We start from the raw sequence: 16,825 nt of genomic DNA on the forward strand, positions 1-16,825 counted from the left end.
TCAAGCCACGGCCAGCGAGATAAAACGGTCGAGGTGATAGATTGCATCGCCAAACCGGTGATCGACCATGATCAGCCGCTTGGCGAGATGCCCCAACTCGTACTCGTCGGTCATGCCGATGCCGCCGTGCATCTGAATGCTTTCCTCGGTAACAAGTTTGGCGACATTGCCGATCAGGTTCTTGGTTGCGCTCACATGCTTTTCGCGGATCTCCTCAGGGTGATCGATGTGCCCGGCGAGGTTGATAACGGCCGAGCGCGCCTGTTCGATCTCGATCAGAACATCGGCCATCCGGTGTTGCAGCGCCTGGAACTTGCCAATCGGTTTTCCGAATTGCTTGCGGGTCTTGAGATAGTCGGTGGTCAATTCCCGGATGCTTTCCATCAGGCCAAGCGCCTCGGCGGAGATCGCCAACGTGGCGCGCGCCTGAGCGTGGGTGATAGCTTCGAATGCACCACCTTCGTCGCCCAGCAGGGTGTCACTGCCCAGTCGGACATCTTCCAACAGGACTTCCGCGGCCTGCCCACCGGAGACAAGCGGGTAGCTGCGCAGCGTCAAGCCCGGGGTGGATGCAGATACCAGGAACAGGCTGATCCCGTCCCGATCCGCCGCGTCACCGGAGGTGCGGGCGCTGACAAGGATTTGATCGGCAGCGGGGGCATTGATCACCACGGCCTTGCGCCCGTTCAGGACATACCCGTCGCCATCGCGGATCGCCGAGGTTTCGACGCGCGACAGGTCATAGCGGCTCGCCGGTTCGCCATGGGCAAAGGCAAGCTGGACTGAACCGTCAATCACCGCGTCGATGACCGGCTTCTGTGCGTCGTTGCCCAGGGTTGCAATCAGGCCACCGCCAAGAATGGCCGTGTCAATCAGCGGGTCAACCGCGCCAATCCGGCCAAGCTCTTCAAACACAACGGCAATGTCGAACCCAGACCCGGCAAAACCGCCGTCATCTTCGGCAAACAACGCACCGATGACGCCCATCTCTGCAAGACCGGACCAGATATCGCGGGAATATCCGCGGTCACTCTTTTTTAGTTCAGCCCGGATGGATGGCGTGTAGCTGTCCCGCAGATACCGGCGCAGACCGTCCTGAAGCATCTGGCGTTCTTCTGTCAGTTCAAAATTCATGGTCTGTCCTTACAGTTCCAGAATGGCTTTGCTGAGGATCGTGCGCTGGATCTCATTCGATCCGCCAAAGATCGACAGTTTTCGGTTATTGAGGTACTGCGCGGTGGCGGCTTCGGCATAGTCGGGGCCCACGGGGCCAAGATTGCTGCCGTCTTCCAGCGCCTCCGAGGCGAAGGGCATTGCGTAGGGCCCCACGGCTGACCGGGTGAGCGCGTTGATTTCCTGACGGATGACGGTGCCCTTGATCTTCAGTATCGAGCTTTCGGCACCGGGGGCCTGACCCGCCGCAGCTTTGGACACGACACGCAGGTTGGTCGTTGCCATCGCCATGAGGTCGATTTCGATCCGAGCGATCCGCGCCGCAAAATGCGGGTTCTCAATCAGAGGACGCCCATTTGCCTGTTCGAGCCGGGCGATGCGCTTCAGATTTTCCAGGCCGGCATTTGCAAAACCTACGCCTGCAATATTGGTGCGTTCATGGGTCAGCAGGTATTTCGCATAGGTCCAGCCCTTGTTTTCCTCGCCCACACGGTTCTCGACCGGAACCCGGACGTCATCGAAGAACACCTCGTTCACCTCGGGCTCACCGTCGATCAGCACAATCGGGCGCACTTTGACGCCGGGGCTGTTCATGTCGATCAACAGGAAAGAGATTCCCTCTTGCGGCTTGCCCTCTTTCGAGGTGCGCACGAGGCAGAAGATCTTGTTCGCGTGCTGGCCAAGGGTCGTCCAGGTCTTTTGCCCATTGACTACGTAGTGATCGCCATCGCGTTCAGCAGTCGTGCGGACCGAGGCAAGGTCGGATCCTGCGCCGGGTTCGGAATACCCTTGGCACCACCAGTCTTCCCCACTCAGGATCCTTGGCAGATAGTAGTCCTGCTGTGCCTTGGAGCCGAATTTCTGCAACACCGGGCCAAGCATCCCAAGGCCGAAGGGTACGATACGGGGCGCAGAGGCCCGAGTCATCTCATCCTCAAAAATATGGCGTTGGACCGCATCCCAACCGGCCCCGCCAAACGCCTTGGGCCAGTTTCCGGCAAGCCAGCCCCGTTTGTTGAGGATCGCGTGCCATTCCTCGTGATCCTGCTTGGTCAAAGTTTTTCCGAGCCTGACCTTGTTCACGAGTCGGGCAGGGAGCTTTTCGGCCAGGTAGCTGCGCACTTCATCCCGGAACGCCTTTTGTTCGTCGGTATAATTCAGGTCCATCGGGCGATCCTTCTCAGTAGATTTCAAACAAGCCGGCGGCACCCTGGCCACCGCCGATGCACATCGTCACGACGCCAAGTTTCGCCCCGCGACGATGCCCTTCGACCATCAGATGTCCGGTCATCCGCGCACCGGTCATGCCGAATGGGTGACCCACAGCGATTGAGCCGCCATTGACGTTGCAGATGTCATTGTCGATGCCGAGCGTATCGCGGCAATAGAGCGCCTGGCTGGCAAAGGCTTCGTTCAGCTCCCAAAGGTCTATGTCGTCGACCTTGACGCCCTGACGTTCCAGCAGACGGGGCACAGCAAAGACCGGGCCGATGCCCATTTCGTCAGGCTCGCAGCCCGCAACTGCAAAGCCGCGGAACGCACCGAGAGGGGTCAGCCCAAGACGTTCGGCCTCTTTGGCGTCCATCATCACCAGCGCGGCGGCACCGTCGCTGAGCTGCGAAGCATTGCCGGCGGTGATGAACTCAACGGGTCCGCGCACGGGCTCCAGCTTCTGCAGGGCTTCCAGCGTTGTCGTGGGGCGGTTGCATTCATCGCGGGCAATGGTTGTTTCAACCTCTGAAACTTCGCCGGTTTCCTTGTCCTTCCGCGCCATGGTGACGGTGATCGGGGCGATCTCCTGATCGAAGCGGCCCGCCTCTTGCGCTGCCGCGGTGCGTTGCTGGCTCTGCAGGCCAAGCTCATCCTGTGCATCGCGGCTGATCCCGTATCGTCTGGCAACGATGTCGGCGGTCTCGATCATCGTCATGTAAAGATCTGGCTTGTTCGCTTCGATCCAGGCCTCGCGTGAATGTCGGACCGGCGGTTGCACCATCGAGATGCTTTCAACGCCGCCCACCAGCACGGCCTTGGCCCCCTCGTTGTTGATCAGATGGGCGCCCATCGCCACGGCTTGCAGGCCGCTGGCACAGAAGCGGTTTACGGTGGTCCCCGCGATGCTGACGGGCAGGCCTGCGCGGATCACGATCTGGCGTGCGATGTTGCCGCCGGTGACATATTCCGGATAGCCACATCCCCAGACGCTGTCCTCAATCAGCGCCGGGTCTATCCCTGCGCGTTTCACGGCCTCCGCCGCGACGTGCCCGCCCAGGGTTGCGCCATGCGTGATGTTGAAGGTGCCGCGCCCGGCTTTGCCAATGGGCGTGCGCGCGATGGAAACGATAACGGCGTTGGACATGTTGGGTTCCTTTCAGCGCTGGTTCAGGCTGTCGAAATTGCGGCCCTCGGCCACGAGCTGTTCCAGCAGCGGCGCGGGTGACCAGAAGTGATCGTCGGTTTCGGCGAACGTGCGGATGTCGGAGAGAATGCTGTCGAGGCCACGCATGTCGGCGTATTTCATCGGTCCGCCGCGCCAGCGTGGAAAGCCGTAGCCATAGAGAAACACGACATCCACATCGAGCGGGCGCTGCGCGATGCCCTCCTCCACCACGCGCGCACCTTCGTTGACCATCGCGGCCATGTAGCGGCGCACGATCTCGTCGTCGGTGAAGCTGCGGGGGCTGGTGCCCGCCGCCTTGCGGGCCTCGGCAATGATGTGCTCGACCTCGGGGTCGGGCTGCCCCTTGCGATCGCCCTTTTCGTAGATGTAATAGCCGTGGCCGGTTTTCTGCCCCAGCCACCCTTTATGATAGAGCGCGTCGGCAAAGACCGGGTAGCGGTCACGCGGGTGCGCGTCTGCCGCCTTGCGCTGGCGGGTGGCGTAGCCGATGTCGAGGCCCGCGAGGTCGGAGACCTGATAGGGACCCATGGCAAAGCCGAAATCGGTCAGCGTCTTGTCAATCTGATAGGGGCTCGCCCCGTCCAGCACCATGTGATCGGCCGCTGTGCGGTAGTGCGACAGAATGCGGTTGCCGATGAAACCGTCGCAGACACCTGCACGCACGGCGGTTTTGCCCAGCCTTTTCGCAAGCGCAAAGGCGGTCGCCACCACGTCCGGCGCGGTCCTGTCGGCAACAACGACCTCAAGCAGCTTCATGACATGTGCGGGCGAGAAAAAATGCAGGCCGATGACGTCTTCGGGCCGCGAGGTCGAGGCGGCAATTTCGTTGACATCGAGGTAGGAGGTATTCGTCGCAAGGATCGCGCCGCGCGGCAGAATTTCGTCCAGCGTGGCGAACACGCTTTTCTTCACATCCATGCTTTCGAAGACGGCTTCGATAACCAGGCCGACGTCGGACAGGGCACCGTAGTCGGTGACGGTCCTGAGGGAATCCGCAAGAATCTCGTCACGTCGGTCGCTGCCAATCTTGCCGCGCCTCACGGCCGCGTCGAGGTTTCTGGCGATGGTCGTCCGGGCCTTTTCCGCGGCCTCGGTGTCGCGTTCGACCAGTGTCACTGCGAGGCCGTTCAGAACCGCCGAGGTGGCAATGCCCGCTCCCATGGTGCCGCCGCCGATAATGCCGACACCTGCAATGTCACGAGGCGCGACGTCAGCGATTTCCGGTAATTTCGACACGGCGCGTTCGGCGAAGAACGCATGGACCAGCCCACTGCGTTGGGGCGTGTCCATCAAGTGCTGGAACAGGCGGCGCTCTTCCTTCAGCCCTTCGGCAAAGGATTTCCCGACCGCGGCTTCGGCCGCTTCAACCGCGACCAGCGGAGCCACCTCGCCGCGCAGGGAGTGTTCAAGCTTCGTGCGCCAGTTTTGAAGGGCTCCTTCCTCATCCGTGGCACGGGGCATGCCGCTGATCGGGCGGGGCGGGGCTCGGTGCTCCAGCAGTGAGTGCGCATACGCAAGGGCCGCCTCGCGAATGTCGCAGCCATCGCCGATCTGGTCGATCAACCCGGTCTCAAGCGCATCGCTTTCGGTTACCGGCGTCCCGCTGGTGATCATTCTGAGGGCAGCGTCGATCCCGACGATACGCGGCAGACGCTGCGTGCCACCTGCGCCCGGAATGAGGCCAATCTTTACTTCAGGCAAGCCCAACCGCGTGCCGGGCCATGCGATGCGGTAATGCGCGCCGAGGGCCACTTCAAGCCCGCCGCCCAGTGCCATGCCGTGAATGGCGGCGACAACGGGTTTGTCGCAGGCTTCGATCTGGCTGATCACGTCGGGCAGGCTGGGGCTTTGCGGCGGCTTGCCGAATTCGGAAATATCGGCCCCCCCGATGAACATCCGCCCAGCCCCGACAATCACCGCAATAGCGGCCGTGTCGTCAGACTGAAAGCGCGCGAAAGCTTCAGAAAGGCCGTGTCGGATGGCCTGTGACAGCGCGTTGACCGGAGCATTGTCGACGGTGACCACCGCCACCCGGCCAACATTTTCGTAGGATACCGATCCCATCAATTTGCCTTTCCTTGGTTCATTCACTTGATAACCGATTCATCGGTTAATTTCAACATGCGATACTGAATTCCACTATGCGGTATTTTAAACCCTCACAGATCTCGATTCGTCTTTGAAAACCCCTGGCCCATCATCCGTTCGAGCTCTTGCACCGTTTCACGCAGTTTTGGGCCGACCTCGGTCCGCATCCGGGGAACGGACAGCATTTCGGGCAGGGCGCCGCAGGTGAAGATGACCGGTTCGCTCAGGTCGCGGGAATAGAACGGGGAGGCCACCGCGTGGATGTTGGAGGCAAAGTATTCATCGGGATCGGTGACGACGAAACCCGTGGTCACAAGCTGATTATGCGCCGTGCGGCGAATTTCCGTCGCGCGCTCGCGGGTCAGGCCGCGGTCGCCATCTGCCGCGGTCACGATCTGATCAAACCCCTCTTCGGAGGTCGAGGCCAGCAGTGCATGGCCGGAAGATGTTCCGTTAAATGGCAGCCGATGCCCGACTTCAAGCCAGAGCGAGGCAACCCCGCGTGGCCGCCATGTCTTGACGATCAGCAGCTTGCCGTCATCTCGCACCAGCAACAGGGCAAGGGTGCCTGTCTCATCCGCCAGCCGTTGCATCAGCGGTGATGACAGATCCACAAAGGAGATTGAGGCGCTTGCCATGTTGCCGAGCGCCAGCAACGCGGGGCCGGGGCGATAGCGGTCATGGCGCCGTGCATGGGTGAGATAGCCGAGCTTTTGCAAGGTGAAGGTCAGCCGCGACACCGTGGATTTGGGAATACCGGTACGCTCCGAGATATCGGCATTGCCCAGGCCATCGTCGGATGGCCGGAACGCCCGCAAGACGCTCAAGCCGCGCGCCAGCGTGGTCGCGAACCTTCTATCGGTTTCAATCTCGTCGGGCATAGTGTTCCTCATCACCTTGTTATCCCGGTCTACATCGAGTTCGGGATCAGCAGCGAAATGACCGGGAAGGCAATGATCAGGATCAGAACGATCACGTCAACTGTCAAAAATCGCAGGATTCCGGAGAATATTCTGTCGATCGACACGTCCTTGCCCACAACGTTTGCGATGACGAACACATTCAACCCAACCGGCGGCGTGATCAGACCGATTTCCAGCAGCTTGATGACAACGACGCCGAACCAGATCAGGTCGAAGCCGTAATTTTCCACCAGCGGGATCATCAGCGGCAGGGTCAGCACCATGATGCCGATGGGATCCAGGAACATGCCAAGCACCAGGTAGATCACCGCGATGGCTGCCAGTAGCATGACTGGCGAAAGCTGCGCGTCTGTCACGGCGCTGACGATGCTCGGGGCGACCCCGGTCAAGGCGATGAAGGCGACAAAGATTTTAGCCGCGGCGGCAATCAGGAAAATGCTGGCGGTCTGAATGCAGGTCTCGCGCAAGGACTCGATCACTCCGTGGAGATCCAGCTTGCCTTGCGCGAAACCGATGGCGACTGCTGCGGATACGCAGACCGCAGCCGCCTCGGTCGCCGTGAAAATGCCGCCATAGATACCGCCAACAATGATAACGAAGAGGCCAATCGCCGGCCAGGAATCCAACGCGGCCCGGCCCCGGTCCCGCATCGTGATCTGCCCTTCGAACCTCGGCGCCGCTTCTGGTGTCCGGTGCACCCAGAGGAAGATGACCAGAACGAAACCCAGCAATGAAATGAGGCCGGGCAGGATGCCTGCGAGGAACAGGGCGCTGATAGAGGTTTCGGTGAAAATCCCGTAGATGATGAAAAGGACAGAAGGCGGGATGAGCGATCCGAGCGTCCCGCCCGCGGCGACGCTGGCAGTGGCAAGCCGCTTGTCATAGCCCATGCGCAGCATCTCTGGAGAACAGATCCGCCCCATGGTGGAGGCACAGGCGATGGACGATCCGGTGATCGCGGAAAACCCGCCGCAGCCGACAACCGAGGCCATCGCGACACCACCGGGCACACTCGCCAGCCACACGCGGGCAGCTTGATAGATCTTCGTCGTGATCTCGGCGCGATAGGCAATGTGGCCAAGCGCGATGAACAGCGGAATCATGGACAGATCGTAGGAATGGATCAGGTCGAAGGAATTGGAAAAAACCAATGACGTCGTGGGTTTCAGCGCTCGTTCAGGTGCGAAGGCACCGGTGCGAAACGCAAAGATGACAAAGGTGCCGACTGTGGCGACTCCGGCAAGTGCGAAGGCGATGGGTACCCTGACCGCAAGCAAGCCGATGACACAGGCGAAGGTGACAATGCCGATGACGGTGCCGTCCATCAGACGCTCTCCTCATGTTCATGAGCCGGGGAAATCACGCTGCCACCGGCGCGGATCGTGCGAAGGTCGCCGATCACCATCAGCAGCAGCCGAAGCCAGCAGAAGGAGATCCCGACAAGGAAAACCACCCGGCCCGGCCATTTCGGCAGGTTGAGTTGACCAAAGAAGAAGGCGCCGCTTTCGACGGTATGGGCAACCTCGCGCCAACCCGCGTAGATAAGGGGGGAGAGGGCAAAGAGACCAAAGGCGCTTCCACCGACGAGCAGCCAGTCCTGCACGCGGAGGGGCATCATTTTGCTGAGAAACTCCACCACGATATGCGCCCGGTCCAGTGTCGCCACTGCCAGGGGCAAAACGATCGCGGCGACCATCAGTTCGCGCACGATCACAATGGTGTCCGGGATGCCGGAATTGAATGCGGCCCGCAGAAATACGCTGCCTGTGATCAACACGCCAAGGCCGACAACGGCGACAACCGCCAAGTCGAGCAATAGCTTTTCAACGCGACGCAACATCGGTCAACTCCGTCGAAATAGTATGAAGGGAAGTGCCGCGGTGCCGGTCTTGCGCCGCGGAGATATGTGCAGCTGGTCTTAGCCGCGCGCCCAGGGATAGCCTTGGCTGTCACGCTCTTCGGCATATTTTTCCAGAAGCGTGCGGTATTGTTCCAGCAGCGACGTGCCGTCGAGCCCCGCCGCATTCGCACGCTCGACCCATTCATCAACGTATTGCTTGCCTTGCTTAACCAGCTTGTCGCGCTCTTCCGCTGGCAAGTCGACGACCTCGACACCGGCGTCCTTCATTGTTTCCAAGGCCGCGTCATTGGCCGCGGTAATCAGTTCACCCAGCTTGTCGGCCATCGCGATACCGGAATCAGCCATCGCGGACTGGGTCTCGGCGTCGAGGGAATCGTACACATCCTTGTTCATGAAGATTCCCAAGGCACCGACCTGACCCCAATTGAGCAGGGTGTAGCTCGTCATGACTTCCTGTTGTTTCAGCGCGGCAACGGCGTAGGAGTAGCCTTGCGAACAATCCAGCAACCCGGTGTCGAGACCCTGATAGGCATCGTAGATCGGCATCGCGACCATGTTTGCACCAAAATCGCGGAAGGTGTCGCCATATGCGCCGACGCCACGGACTTTCAGACCGGCAATATCTTCGACCGTGCGAATTGCCACGTCCTTGCACGCAATGTTCACTGCCGAGGTTGTGAAAGTGCCGATGTATACGAGGTTCTGGTCCGCCAGGCTTTTCGTGATCGCGTCGGAGGTCCGCATCAACTCGTCCGTCGCGCGCATTCCGACCCAGGCATCCTCATTGCGCATCGGCAGGTCGGCGAAGCTGTAGCTCAGCATTTCCTGCGGGAAATACACTGCGATGACCGTGCCGAGGTCCGCCACCCCATCGGCAATGGATTGTGCGGCGGCATTGGCCTTGAACAGCGCTCCCCCCCATTGAATGTCGATATTTACTTCGCCGTTGGTGCGCGCCGTTACGTCGTCGGCAAAGGACTGCAATGCTGCGGCCCGGGCGCCCCGATTCGGGCCGGCTTCTCCCAGAATCAGCGTTGTGTCGGCGCTCGCGATTGTCGCGGCTGCCAAGCAGAGTGCCGCCGCGGTGGATGCTAGCAGGGCTTTCATTAGGTCTCCTCCCTAAATTCTACTATGCGGTTTTGAATTCCATTTATACGAACGGTAAGGGGAATAGTTGCGAGGAGTCAAGCTGAGTGTTTCTTGCAGTGCAACGTGAGGAGGGCCCCCGTCTTTAAAGCGCCCGTGAAGAGTGGCTGGATTTTCCAGATCGCCCCAAATACTGCGACTGCTAAGTTGCCGCACTTTGATATGGGTTCGCGGAAATCCCCGTAGGGCTCTGCAGTCGAATTTTCGGCTATAAAGGCCCGCTGCAACGCAGCCCGTCGCCATGTTCGAGGTCATGTTGCCTTTTCAGTTAGTCGACAGGCCGAGTGCGCAAATCTCGCTGACCCATCAACGTAGTCTGGGACCTAGTGTAAGGTCGGCATGAAACCCGCTGAGCTGACGGCAGGCAGCCCAGCGGTACATGCTTAAGAACCGCGCTCCGGGAAGGCCGTTGGCTCTCCGTGTGACGCGCGGATACTGTCATTCAAAATCGCCTTGATCAGGGCAACGCACATCAGCGCCATCACCAGCGAGAACGGCAGCGCGCCGATCACCATCGCGGTTCGGATCGCATCCAGGCCGCCGACCAGCAGCAGTGCTGCCACCACGAGGCTCAGGGCTATACCCCAAAAGAGGATATGCGGACGGGCTTTGGGGCCTTCGTCGCCTGCGGCGTTGATCGTATTCACGATCAGCACCGCGGAATCGGCAGTGGTGACTAGGTAGGTCATCAGGAGAACCACGATCGCCACGGCCATGATCCACCCGAGCATGTCGCCGAGCATGTAATTGGTCATGGCAAAGATCTTGTCCCCATCGGAGGCGCCAAAGATCGTGCCGTTGGCGCCACCGGATATCTCCAGTTCAATCGCCGTTCCGCCAGCAAAGGCAAACCAGACAAAGCACATGAGTGCCGGAACGATGACCGCGCCAAGGACAAACTCGCGGATGGTGCGTCCGCGCGAGATCCGCGCCAGGAACAGGCCCACAAAGGGCGCGAAGGCCACCCACCAAGCCCAGTAGAACACCGACCAGCCGCCCTGCCAGGCTTCCAGTTTGTCGGTCACGCTGCCGCTGCCGTCGCCCTTGTAGATGGTGAAGAGCAGGTCAGGTAGCGCCAGAACATAGTGCCATAGGCCAACGAAAAGCGCGTAGATGCCAAAATCGGTAGCACCAAAGACGAGGAAGAAAACCAGGAGGAAAATCGACAGTCCCATGTTGAGGTTTGACAGCCATTTGATGCCTTTGCCCACTCCGGAAAGCGCAGACAAAGTGGACGCACCCATGATGATCACCAACGCCACGATGATACCGGTGGCCGAGGCGGTTCCTTCAGCGTTTAGCAACCAGCCGCCGACGCCGATGCGTGCCATGCCAGCCACGAATTGCTCGACCCCGAAGCCCAGCGTTTGAGCCACTCCCAAGATCGTGGCGATTACCGCAACAATGTCGACCAGATGTCCGGTCCAGCCGGATAGGCGGCTTCCGAACAAGGGGGCCAACGCCGAACGGATGGTCAGCGGCAGCCCGCGACGGTAGGCGAAAAAGCCCAATGCCAGCCCGGCAATTGCATAAGAAGCCCATGCCGAGAAGCCCCAGTGCAGGTAGGACCATTTGTAGGCGTTGAGAATATTGTCCGGGCCTGCCGCGGTGGCAAAGCCCTGAATGACATCCGGGTTGTTCTGGAAGTGGTAGACAGGCTCGGCCACGGCCCATGTAAGCATGCCGACCCCGATCCCGGCACCGAACATCATGGAGAACCAGGAAAACCTCGAGAATTCCGGTTTGTCGTCGTAGCGGCCGATTTTCAATCGCCCTGCCGCAGGCCAGAGCGCCAAACCGATGCAGACAAGCACGAAAGCTGCCATTACCAGAATGTACCAAGAGGCGAAGTGAGTCAGGATGAAGCTGTTGAACCCGGCCAGGACCGAGCCCGCGTTTTCCGGAAAGGCCACCGCCCAGAGCACCAGCCCGCCGACCGCCAGTTTGCCGGTCACCGTGACGTCGACATTGAAGCCGGAGTAAAATCCTTTCTCAGCCGTCTTGATCGGGAGGACTCTTAAGGGCTCCCTTATCCTCCTTTTGATATTGGACATAATTGTTCCTCCCTTATGGTTCTAGGTGCGTGGTTTGACCATCTTCGTGCCGTTCAAGGGGCTGTGCCGCGTCGCCTCCGCTCTGAGCGGGTAAGCGCTGTGACTTCTCACGCGTCGAGTGCGACTGCGCCTTTGGGCCAGCTGCAGCAGGCCAGCACATAGCCAGCCTCGGCCTCGCCCGGCTGCAGCCCGCCCATATCCTGCATTTCGACCTGCCCTTGGGTCAGCACCACCTTGCAGTTGCCGCAGACCCCTTGCTGGCAGGCGGAATCGATCCAGACACCGGCATTCAGCGCGGCTTCCAGCAGCGTTTCGCCCTGGGCGCAGTGGCCGTACTTGCCGCTGAGGGAAAAGAACACCTCGCCGCCGGTGCCGGAGGCTTCTTCGATAGTGATCTTTTCGCCGAAGCTCTCTTCGTGGACCGCCGCAAAGGGAATCTTGTCGGCAACCGCGCGGGCCGCTTTCATGAACCCCTCCGGGCCGCACATGAAGATGCTGCGCTCAGCGTGGTCCGGCACCAGCCTCTGCATCAGCTCCGCCGATATCTGCCCTGTCTCACCCGTAAAGGAAGGGTCATCCGCCGAGTCCACTACCAGATGCACGGTCACGTTCCGGAACCGCTTCCCTAGGAACTTCAACTGGTCACGGAAGATGATGTCTTTCGGGGAGCGGGCGAAATGTACAAAGACCACATCCTTAGGAAGGGTCACATCGGTGATGTACTGCAGTATCGACATCACCGGGGTGACGCCGGAGCCGCCCGACAGCAGAAGCGGTTTTTCGCAGGGGATGTCTATCCAATTGAAGCTGCCGGAGATATCGGCAATTTCCACTTCGGCGCCAGGCCGAACTTCATCGTTCAGGTAGTTCGACACCAGCCCGCCCGGCACCCGCTTGACGGTTACCTGGATATTGTGCGGCCGGGTCGGAGTGGAGGAAATCGAATAGGCCCGGACACGGGCCTTACCTGCGATTTGGAAGCTGAAGGTGACATACTGTCCGGGTTTGAAGTCAAAGCTGCGGCTCTGACTGTCTTCAAAGACAAAGGTCTTACTGTCGTGCGTCTCATCGATCACTGCCTTGCAGATCAGGGTTGCAGGCCCGCCTGAATAACAGGGTTGAGAGTTTGCTGAGCTCAGTGAAAACGGGCTATCGGTAGCGACGAGCATGGTGCGGGAACCTCCACGATTGAATTCGTGGGAAGATACCCGGCACCCCGCCCGGTAAAATGCACCAGAAATGCCTCTTTAATCGAAACTTTCGATTGTTCGGGCCTGAATCAGCTTCTGGAAGAGCAGAACGGCCTGCGCGACAAGCGGATCGTGGCGTTTGCGGCTGTGAACAATGGAATACAAAGGCTGCGGTATGACGGGTGCTCCTTCCACCAGCTGCAGACCGGGAATGGTCTCCATCAGGCTGGGTGCGGACAGGCTGGGAAAATAGGCTGTGCCGCCGTCTGCCTTTAGAAAACCGGACGCCAGATCGTCACTGCCAACCACTGTCGGAACATGCAGTAGATTTGGAAACAACTCGTCGTGCTGACGGTCGAAGTAGGAGGTGTAGGCCACCTTGATGTATCGGGTCCAGTCGACTTCAATCAACCTGCAGCAGTCGGTCGACATCATCACGTAATTTTCAGCGCCAAATTCCGCCACGTGCACGTCGGGAAACTGCTGCGGTGCGAAAACGATTCCCACGTCGGTTTCACCGGTCAGGACATCGCGTTGGATCTGCTGCGAAAAATTTGCCTCCAGATAAAGGTCCAGCTTGGGGACCTGCCCTCGTATCTGCTTCGCCCAATCCACCAGGACTGGCTGGGCCAGCGTGAACTGGACTGAAACCCGAAGACGCGGCCGCGCCAAACCGCTACCGGCGGAGACGTCCCGCTTGGCCAGGCTCCATGCAGCCAGAAGGGATCGGCAATGTGTCTCAAACCGCCGCCCGGCTGCTGTCGGATCAGCCCCGCCACGGCCGCGCTCGAACAGCCGCGTGGCCAGTTCGTCCTCCAGCTGCCGGATCCGTGCGCTGACGGTCGATTGGGTGACGTTCAGCCTTTCGGCGGTGCGGTTGAAGTTCCGGGTTTCCAGAACATCCATGTAGGTGAGGAGCAGCTGACGATTCATTCAATCACTATTTCCGATTAAAGGAGGTGTATCAATTGCATTTATTCGTCCTCGATCAGTTTTTATCACTGCGCCTCAGAGACTGCCCACAGCCCGTCCGGCTTGGACAAGCGAGAGGAGAAGCACATGTTTATCGTCGATTGCGACTGCCACAATTACTGGTGCAGCGCCACGGTTCTGGAACCCTATATGGAAGGCCTGTTCAAGGACATGTTCGTTCGCGGAGAACGGACTGGTCCGCGCGGCGCATTCCCGCATGGCCACCGCCCCTGGTTCCATCCCGAAGGCTTCGCCCGTCATGACGTCAACCCGGTGGAAGAAGATGACAACTACCTGATCATGAAGGCAAAGCACCTCGATAAGTACAATATCGACGTGGCGATCCTGACTGGTGACGAACCGATCGAAGCCTCCACGCTGGCCAATCCTTATTACGCCAACGCGCTGTGCAAGGCCTACAATGATTACCTGATCGACTATTGGCTGCCAAAGGACGACCGGTTCTGGGGCTCGATCGTGGTGGCGCCGCAGGACCCGCATCTGGCCGCCGCTGAAATCCGCCGCCTGGGTAGCCACCCGCGCATTGTGCAGGTTCTGGTCAGCCACGGCGCGGCACGTCCCTATGGTGATCCATTCTATCACCCGATCTACGAGGCCTGCGCCGAAATGGGCCTGCCCTTCGCCATGCACTTGGGCGGGCAGGGGGGCATCAACTCCACCCCGATTGGTGCCGGCCCTTCAACCTTTTTCTGGGAAACCCACGCAATCCTCCCGCAGACCGCGATGACGCATATGGCGAGCCTGATTGCCAATGGCGTGTTCGAAAAGTGGCCCTCGTTGAAAGTGGTCGTGATCGAATGCGGCGTGGCTTGGGTGCCGTCGGTGCTGTGGCGCCTGGACGCCAATTACAAGGCGCTGCGCAAGGAAACGCCGTGGCTGAAGCGCCTGCCGTCGGAATACTTCAAGGACCACTTCCGCTTTTCGACCCAGCCACTCGAACAGCCGGAAAACATCCAGCACCTCTGGGCAGCGCTTGAAGCAATGGACGGCGAGAACACTCTGATGTTCGCCTCGGACTACCCGCATTGGGACTACGACGACGTCAACAAGCTGCACGTGCCGCCGACCTGGCGCGAGAAGGTCTTTGGCCTCAACGCGCTCGACGTCTACACCCGCCTGCCGCGCCCGGCGGCGCAGGCCGCTGAATAAGGAGACCCGGAGATGACAACCAAGCATTTTGCCTGCAAGGCCGACGAGGTTCCGCAGGACGCGGCCAAGATCGTGACCGTCTCCAACATGCCGATCGGCGTGTTCCGGCTGGAGGACGGTTTCCATGCGCTGCTCAATATCTGCCCGCACAAGGGTGCGGCACTGTGCGAGGGGCCAGTCTGCGGCACCACCAGGCAAACTGATTCAACCGAATTCGTTTATGACCGGGCGGGCGAGATTGTCCGCTGCGCCTGGCACGGCTGGGAGTTCGACATCCGTTCAGGCGAATTCCTGGTGGATCCTACGGTAAAGACCCGCCGCTTCGACGTCTCGGTCGAAGGCAGCGATCTTTACGTTCACATCTGACCGTCAGGAGCGCCAGCATGACGCAATTCCCGTGCCAGCCCGAAGCCTCCCACTATATCGGCGGAGCCTACCTGGAAGACGCCGCTGGCGCTCCGTTCGATTGCATCAACCCGGCAACGGGTGAGGTGATAGCCCGTTTGAATGGTGCCTCCCCGTCCATGATCGAACGGGCCGTGGCCTGCGCACGCGATGCGCAGGCCATTTGGGCCACGACACCGCCTGCCGAACGCGGCCGCGTGCTGCGTCGGGCTGCAGATATCATCCGGGACCGCAATGAGGAACTGTCGGTTTTGGAAACCCTGAACACCGGCAAGCCGATTGCCGAGACCCGCGTGGCCGATGCCGCCAGTGGTGCCGATTGTCTCGAATACTTTGGGTGTCAGGCTGCTACACTGACCGCCGACCACATTCCGCTGGGCGGCGACTGGGCCTATACCATCCGCGAGCCGCTGGGCGTCTGCCTCGGCATCGGCGCCTGGAACTATCCGATCCAGATCGCCTGCTGGAAGGCCGCTCCGGCACTGGCCTGCGGCAACGCGATGATTTTCAAACCGTCCGAACTCACGCCGCTGACAGCGCTGAAACTGGCGGAAATCCTGTCCGAGGCCGGTGCGCCGCCGGGCCTGTTCAACGTGGTGCAGGGGCTGCGGGAGACCGGTGCCGCGCTGACCACCCATCCCGGCATTGCCAAAGTGTCGCTGACAGGTTCCGTGCCAACCGGCCGAGCGGTGGCCGCCGCTGCCGCCGGGCAGATGAAACACGTCACAATGGAGCTTGGTGGCAAGTCCCCATTGCTGGTCTTTGATGACGCAGACATCGACAGCGCAGTTTCCGCCGCCATCCTCGGCAATTTCTACTCCACCGGTCAGATCTGCTCCAACGCAACCCGCGTGTTCGTACAGAAGGGGATCAAGGAGGCTTTCCTCGCGCGTTTAGTAGAGCGCATCGCAAAGATCCGGATCGGCGACCCGATGGACCCTGAAACCCAGATCGGCCCTCTGGTGAGCGCCGGGCAAGCCGAAAGGGTGGAGGGGTATATCGCTGCCGCGGAACAGGAAGGGGCGATCCGCGTGACACCGCCGCTGCCTTTGCCCGACGGCCGCGCCTGGGTCAGCCCGGTGAGCTTTGCCGGTGTGACTGATGACATGGCCATCGCCCGTGAGGAAATTTTCGGACCCGTTATGTCGGTGCTGGATTTCGACAGCGAAGACGAGGCCGTAGCCCGCGCCAACAGCACGGAGTTCGGTCTCGCTGCCGGTGTCTTCACCCGCGATCTGTCCCGCGGACACCGTGTTGTGTCGCGCCTCAGGGCGGGCACCTGCTGGATCAACGCGTATAACCTGACCCCGGTTGAAATGCCCTTTGGTGGCGTTGGGCAATCCGGTATCGGGCGGGAAAACGCCCGGGCCGCGATCGAACACTTTAGCCAGCTGAAGTCCGTCTACGTTGGCATGTCTCCCTTGGAAAACGACTACTGAACAGAG

The 16,825-nt window shown here is 60.4% G+C and carries 14 protein-coding genes; 3 read left to right on the forward strand and 11 right to left on the reverse strand.

The window, feature by feature from the left end:
- From AB9K35_RS10145 to AB9K35_RS10195, 11 genes are all read right to left on the reverse strand, one after another.
- Complete coding sequence (locus AB9K35_RS10145; RefSeq protein ID WP_369925786.1) at positions 1 to 1,134, reverse strand: acyl-CoA dehydrogenase family protein; 1,134 nt, start codon at positions 1,132 to 1,134, stop codon at positions 1 to 3.
- Between the two features lie 9 nt (positions 1,135 to 1,143).
- Positions 1,144 to 2,340 (reverse strand): acyl-CoA dehydrogenase family protein, encoded by a 1,197-nt coding sequence (locus tag AB9K35_RS10150; protein ID WP_369925787.1) that lies wholly within the window; start codon positions 2,338 to 2,340, stop codon positions 1,144 to 1,146.
- Between the two features lie 13 nt (positions 2,341 to 2,353).
- The gene (locus AB9K35_RS10155; protein WP_369925789.1) at positions 2,354 to 3,529 is read right to left on the reverse strand and encodes an acetyl-CoA C-acyltransferase; all 1,176 of its coding nucleotides are present in this window, start codon (positions 3,527 to 3,529) and stop codon (positions 2,354 to 2,356) included.
- 12 nt (positions 3,530 to 3,541) lie between these two features.
- Entirely contained in the window at positions 3,542 to 5,635 is a 2,094-nt protein-coding gene (locus AB9K35_RS10160) for a 3-hydroxyacyl-CoA dehydrogenase NAD-binding domain-containing protein (RefSeq protein WP_369925791.1), read from the reverse strand.
- Between the two features lie 95 nt (positions 5,636 to 5,730).
- Complete coding sequence (locus AB9K35_RS10165; RefSeq protein ID WP_222455561.1) at positions 5,731 to 6,540, reverse strand: IclR family transcriptional regulator; 810 nt, start codon at positions 6,538 to 6,540, stop codon at positions 5,731 to 5,733.
- Positions 6,541 to 6,569: 29 nt separating this feature from the next.
- Positions 6,570 to 7,907, reverse strand: coding sequence for a TRAP transporter large permease (locus AB9K35_RS10170; protein ID WP_369925793.1), 1,338 nt, complete (start codon positions 7,905 to 7,907; stop codon positions 6,570 to 6,572).
- A complete protein-coding gene (locus tag AB9K35_RS10175; RefSeq protein ID WP_369925795.1) occupies positions 7,907 to 8,422 on the reverse strand; it encodes a TRAP transporter small permease in 516 nt (171 codons plus the stop codon). The genes AB9K35_RS10170 and AB9K35_RS10175 overlap by 1 nt, the downstream gene beginning before the upstream one ends.
- Positions 8,423 to 8,500: 78 nt before the next feature.
- Positions 8,501 to 9,550, reverse strand: coding sequence for a C4-dicarboxylate TRAP transporter substrate-binding protein (locus AB9K35_RS10180; protein WP_369925797.1), 1,050 nt, complete (start codon positions 9,548 to 9,550; stop codon positions 8,501 to 8,503).
- A gap of 422 nt (positions 9,551 to 9,972) precedes the next feature.
- Positions 9,973 to 11,643, reverse strand: coding sequence for a BCCT family transporter (locus AB9K35_RS10185; protein ID WP_369925799.1), 1,671 nt, complete (start codon positions 11,641 to 11,643; stop codon positions 9,973 to 9,975).
- A 107-nt stretch (positions 11,644 to 11,750) separates the two neighbouring features.
- The gene (locus tag AB9K35_RS10190; protein ID WP_369925801.1) at positions 11,751 to 12,719 is read right to left on the reverse strand and encodes an FAD-binding oxidoreductase; all 969 of its coding nucleotides are present in this window, start codon (positions 12,717 to 12,719) and stop codon (positions 11,751 to 11,753) included.
- Between the two features lie 171 nt (positions 12,720 to 12,890).
- On the reverse strand, positions 12,891 to 13,739 hold the full coding sequence (locus tag AB9K35_RS10195; protein ID WP_369925803.1) for a LysR family transcriptional regulator: 849 nt from the start codon (positions 13,737 to 13,739) through the stop codon (positions 12,891 to 12,893).
- Positions 13,740 to 13,892: 153 nt separating this feature from the next.
- Here AB9K35_RS10195 and AB9K35_RS10200 point away from each other — a divergent pair, with 153 nt between their 5' ends.
- The 3 genes from AB9K35_RS10200 to betB are packed head-to-tail and all read left to right on the forward strand — an operon-like array spanning position 13,893 to position 16,819.
- Positions 13,893 to 14,975, forward strand: a complete 1,083-nt coding sequence (locus tag AB9K35_RS10200) for an amidohydrolase family protein (protein WP_369925805.1) — start codon at positions 13,893 to 13,895, stop codon at positions 14,973 to 14,975.
- A gap of 12 nt (positions 14,976 to 14,987) precedes the next feature.
- Positions 14,988 to 15,341, forward strand: coding sequence for a Rieske (2Fe-2S) protein (locus AB9K35_RS10205; protein ID WP_369925807.1), 354 nt, complete (start codon positions 14,988 to 14,990; stop codon positions 15,339 to 15,341).
- Positions 15,342 to 15,358: 17 nt separating this feature from the next.
- Complete coding sequence (betB, locus tag AB9K35_RS10210; protein WP_369925809.1) at positions 15,359 to 16,819, forward strand: betaine-aldehyde dehydrogenase; 1,461 nt, start codon at positions 15,359 to 15,361, stop codon at positions 16,817 to 16,819.
- The last annotated feature ends 6 nt before the right edge of the window (positions 16,820 to 16,825 follow it).

Origin of the sequence: Leisingera sp. XS_AS12 (assembly GCF_041224635.1) — a bacterium.
GTDB lineage: Bacteria > Pseudomonadota > Alphaproteobacteria > Rhodobacterales > Rhodobacteraceae > Leisingera.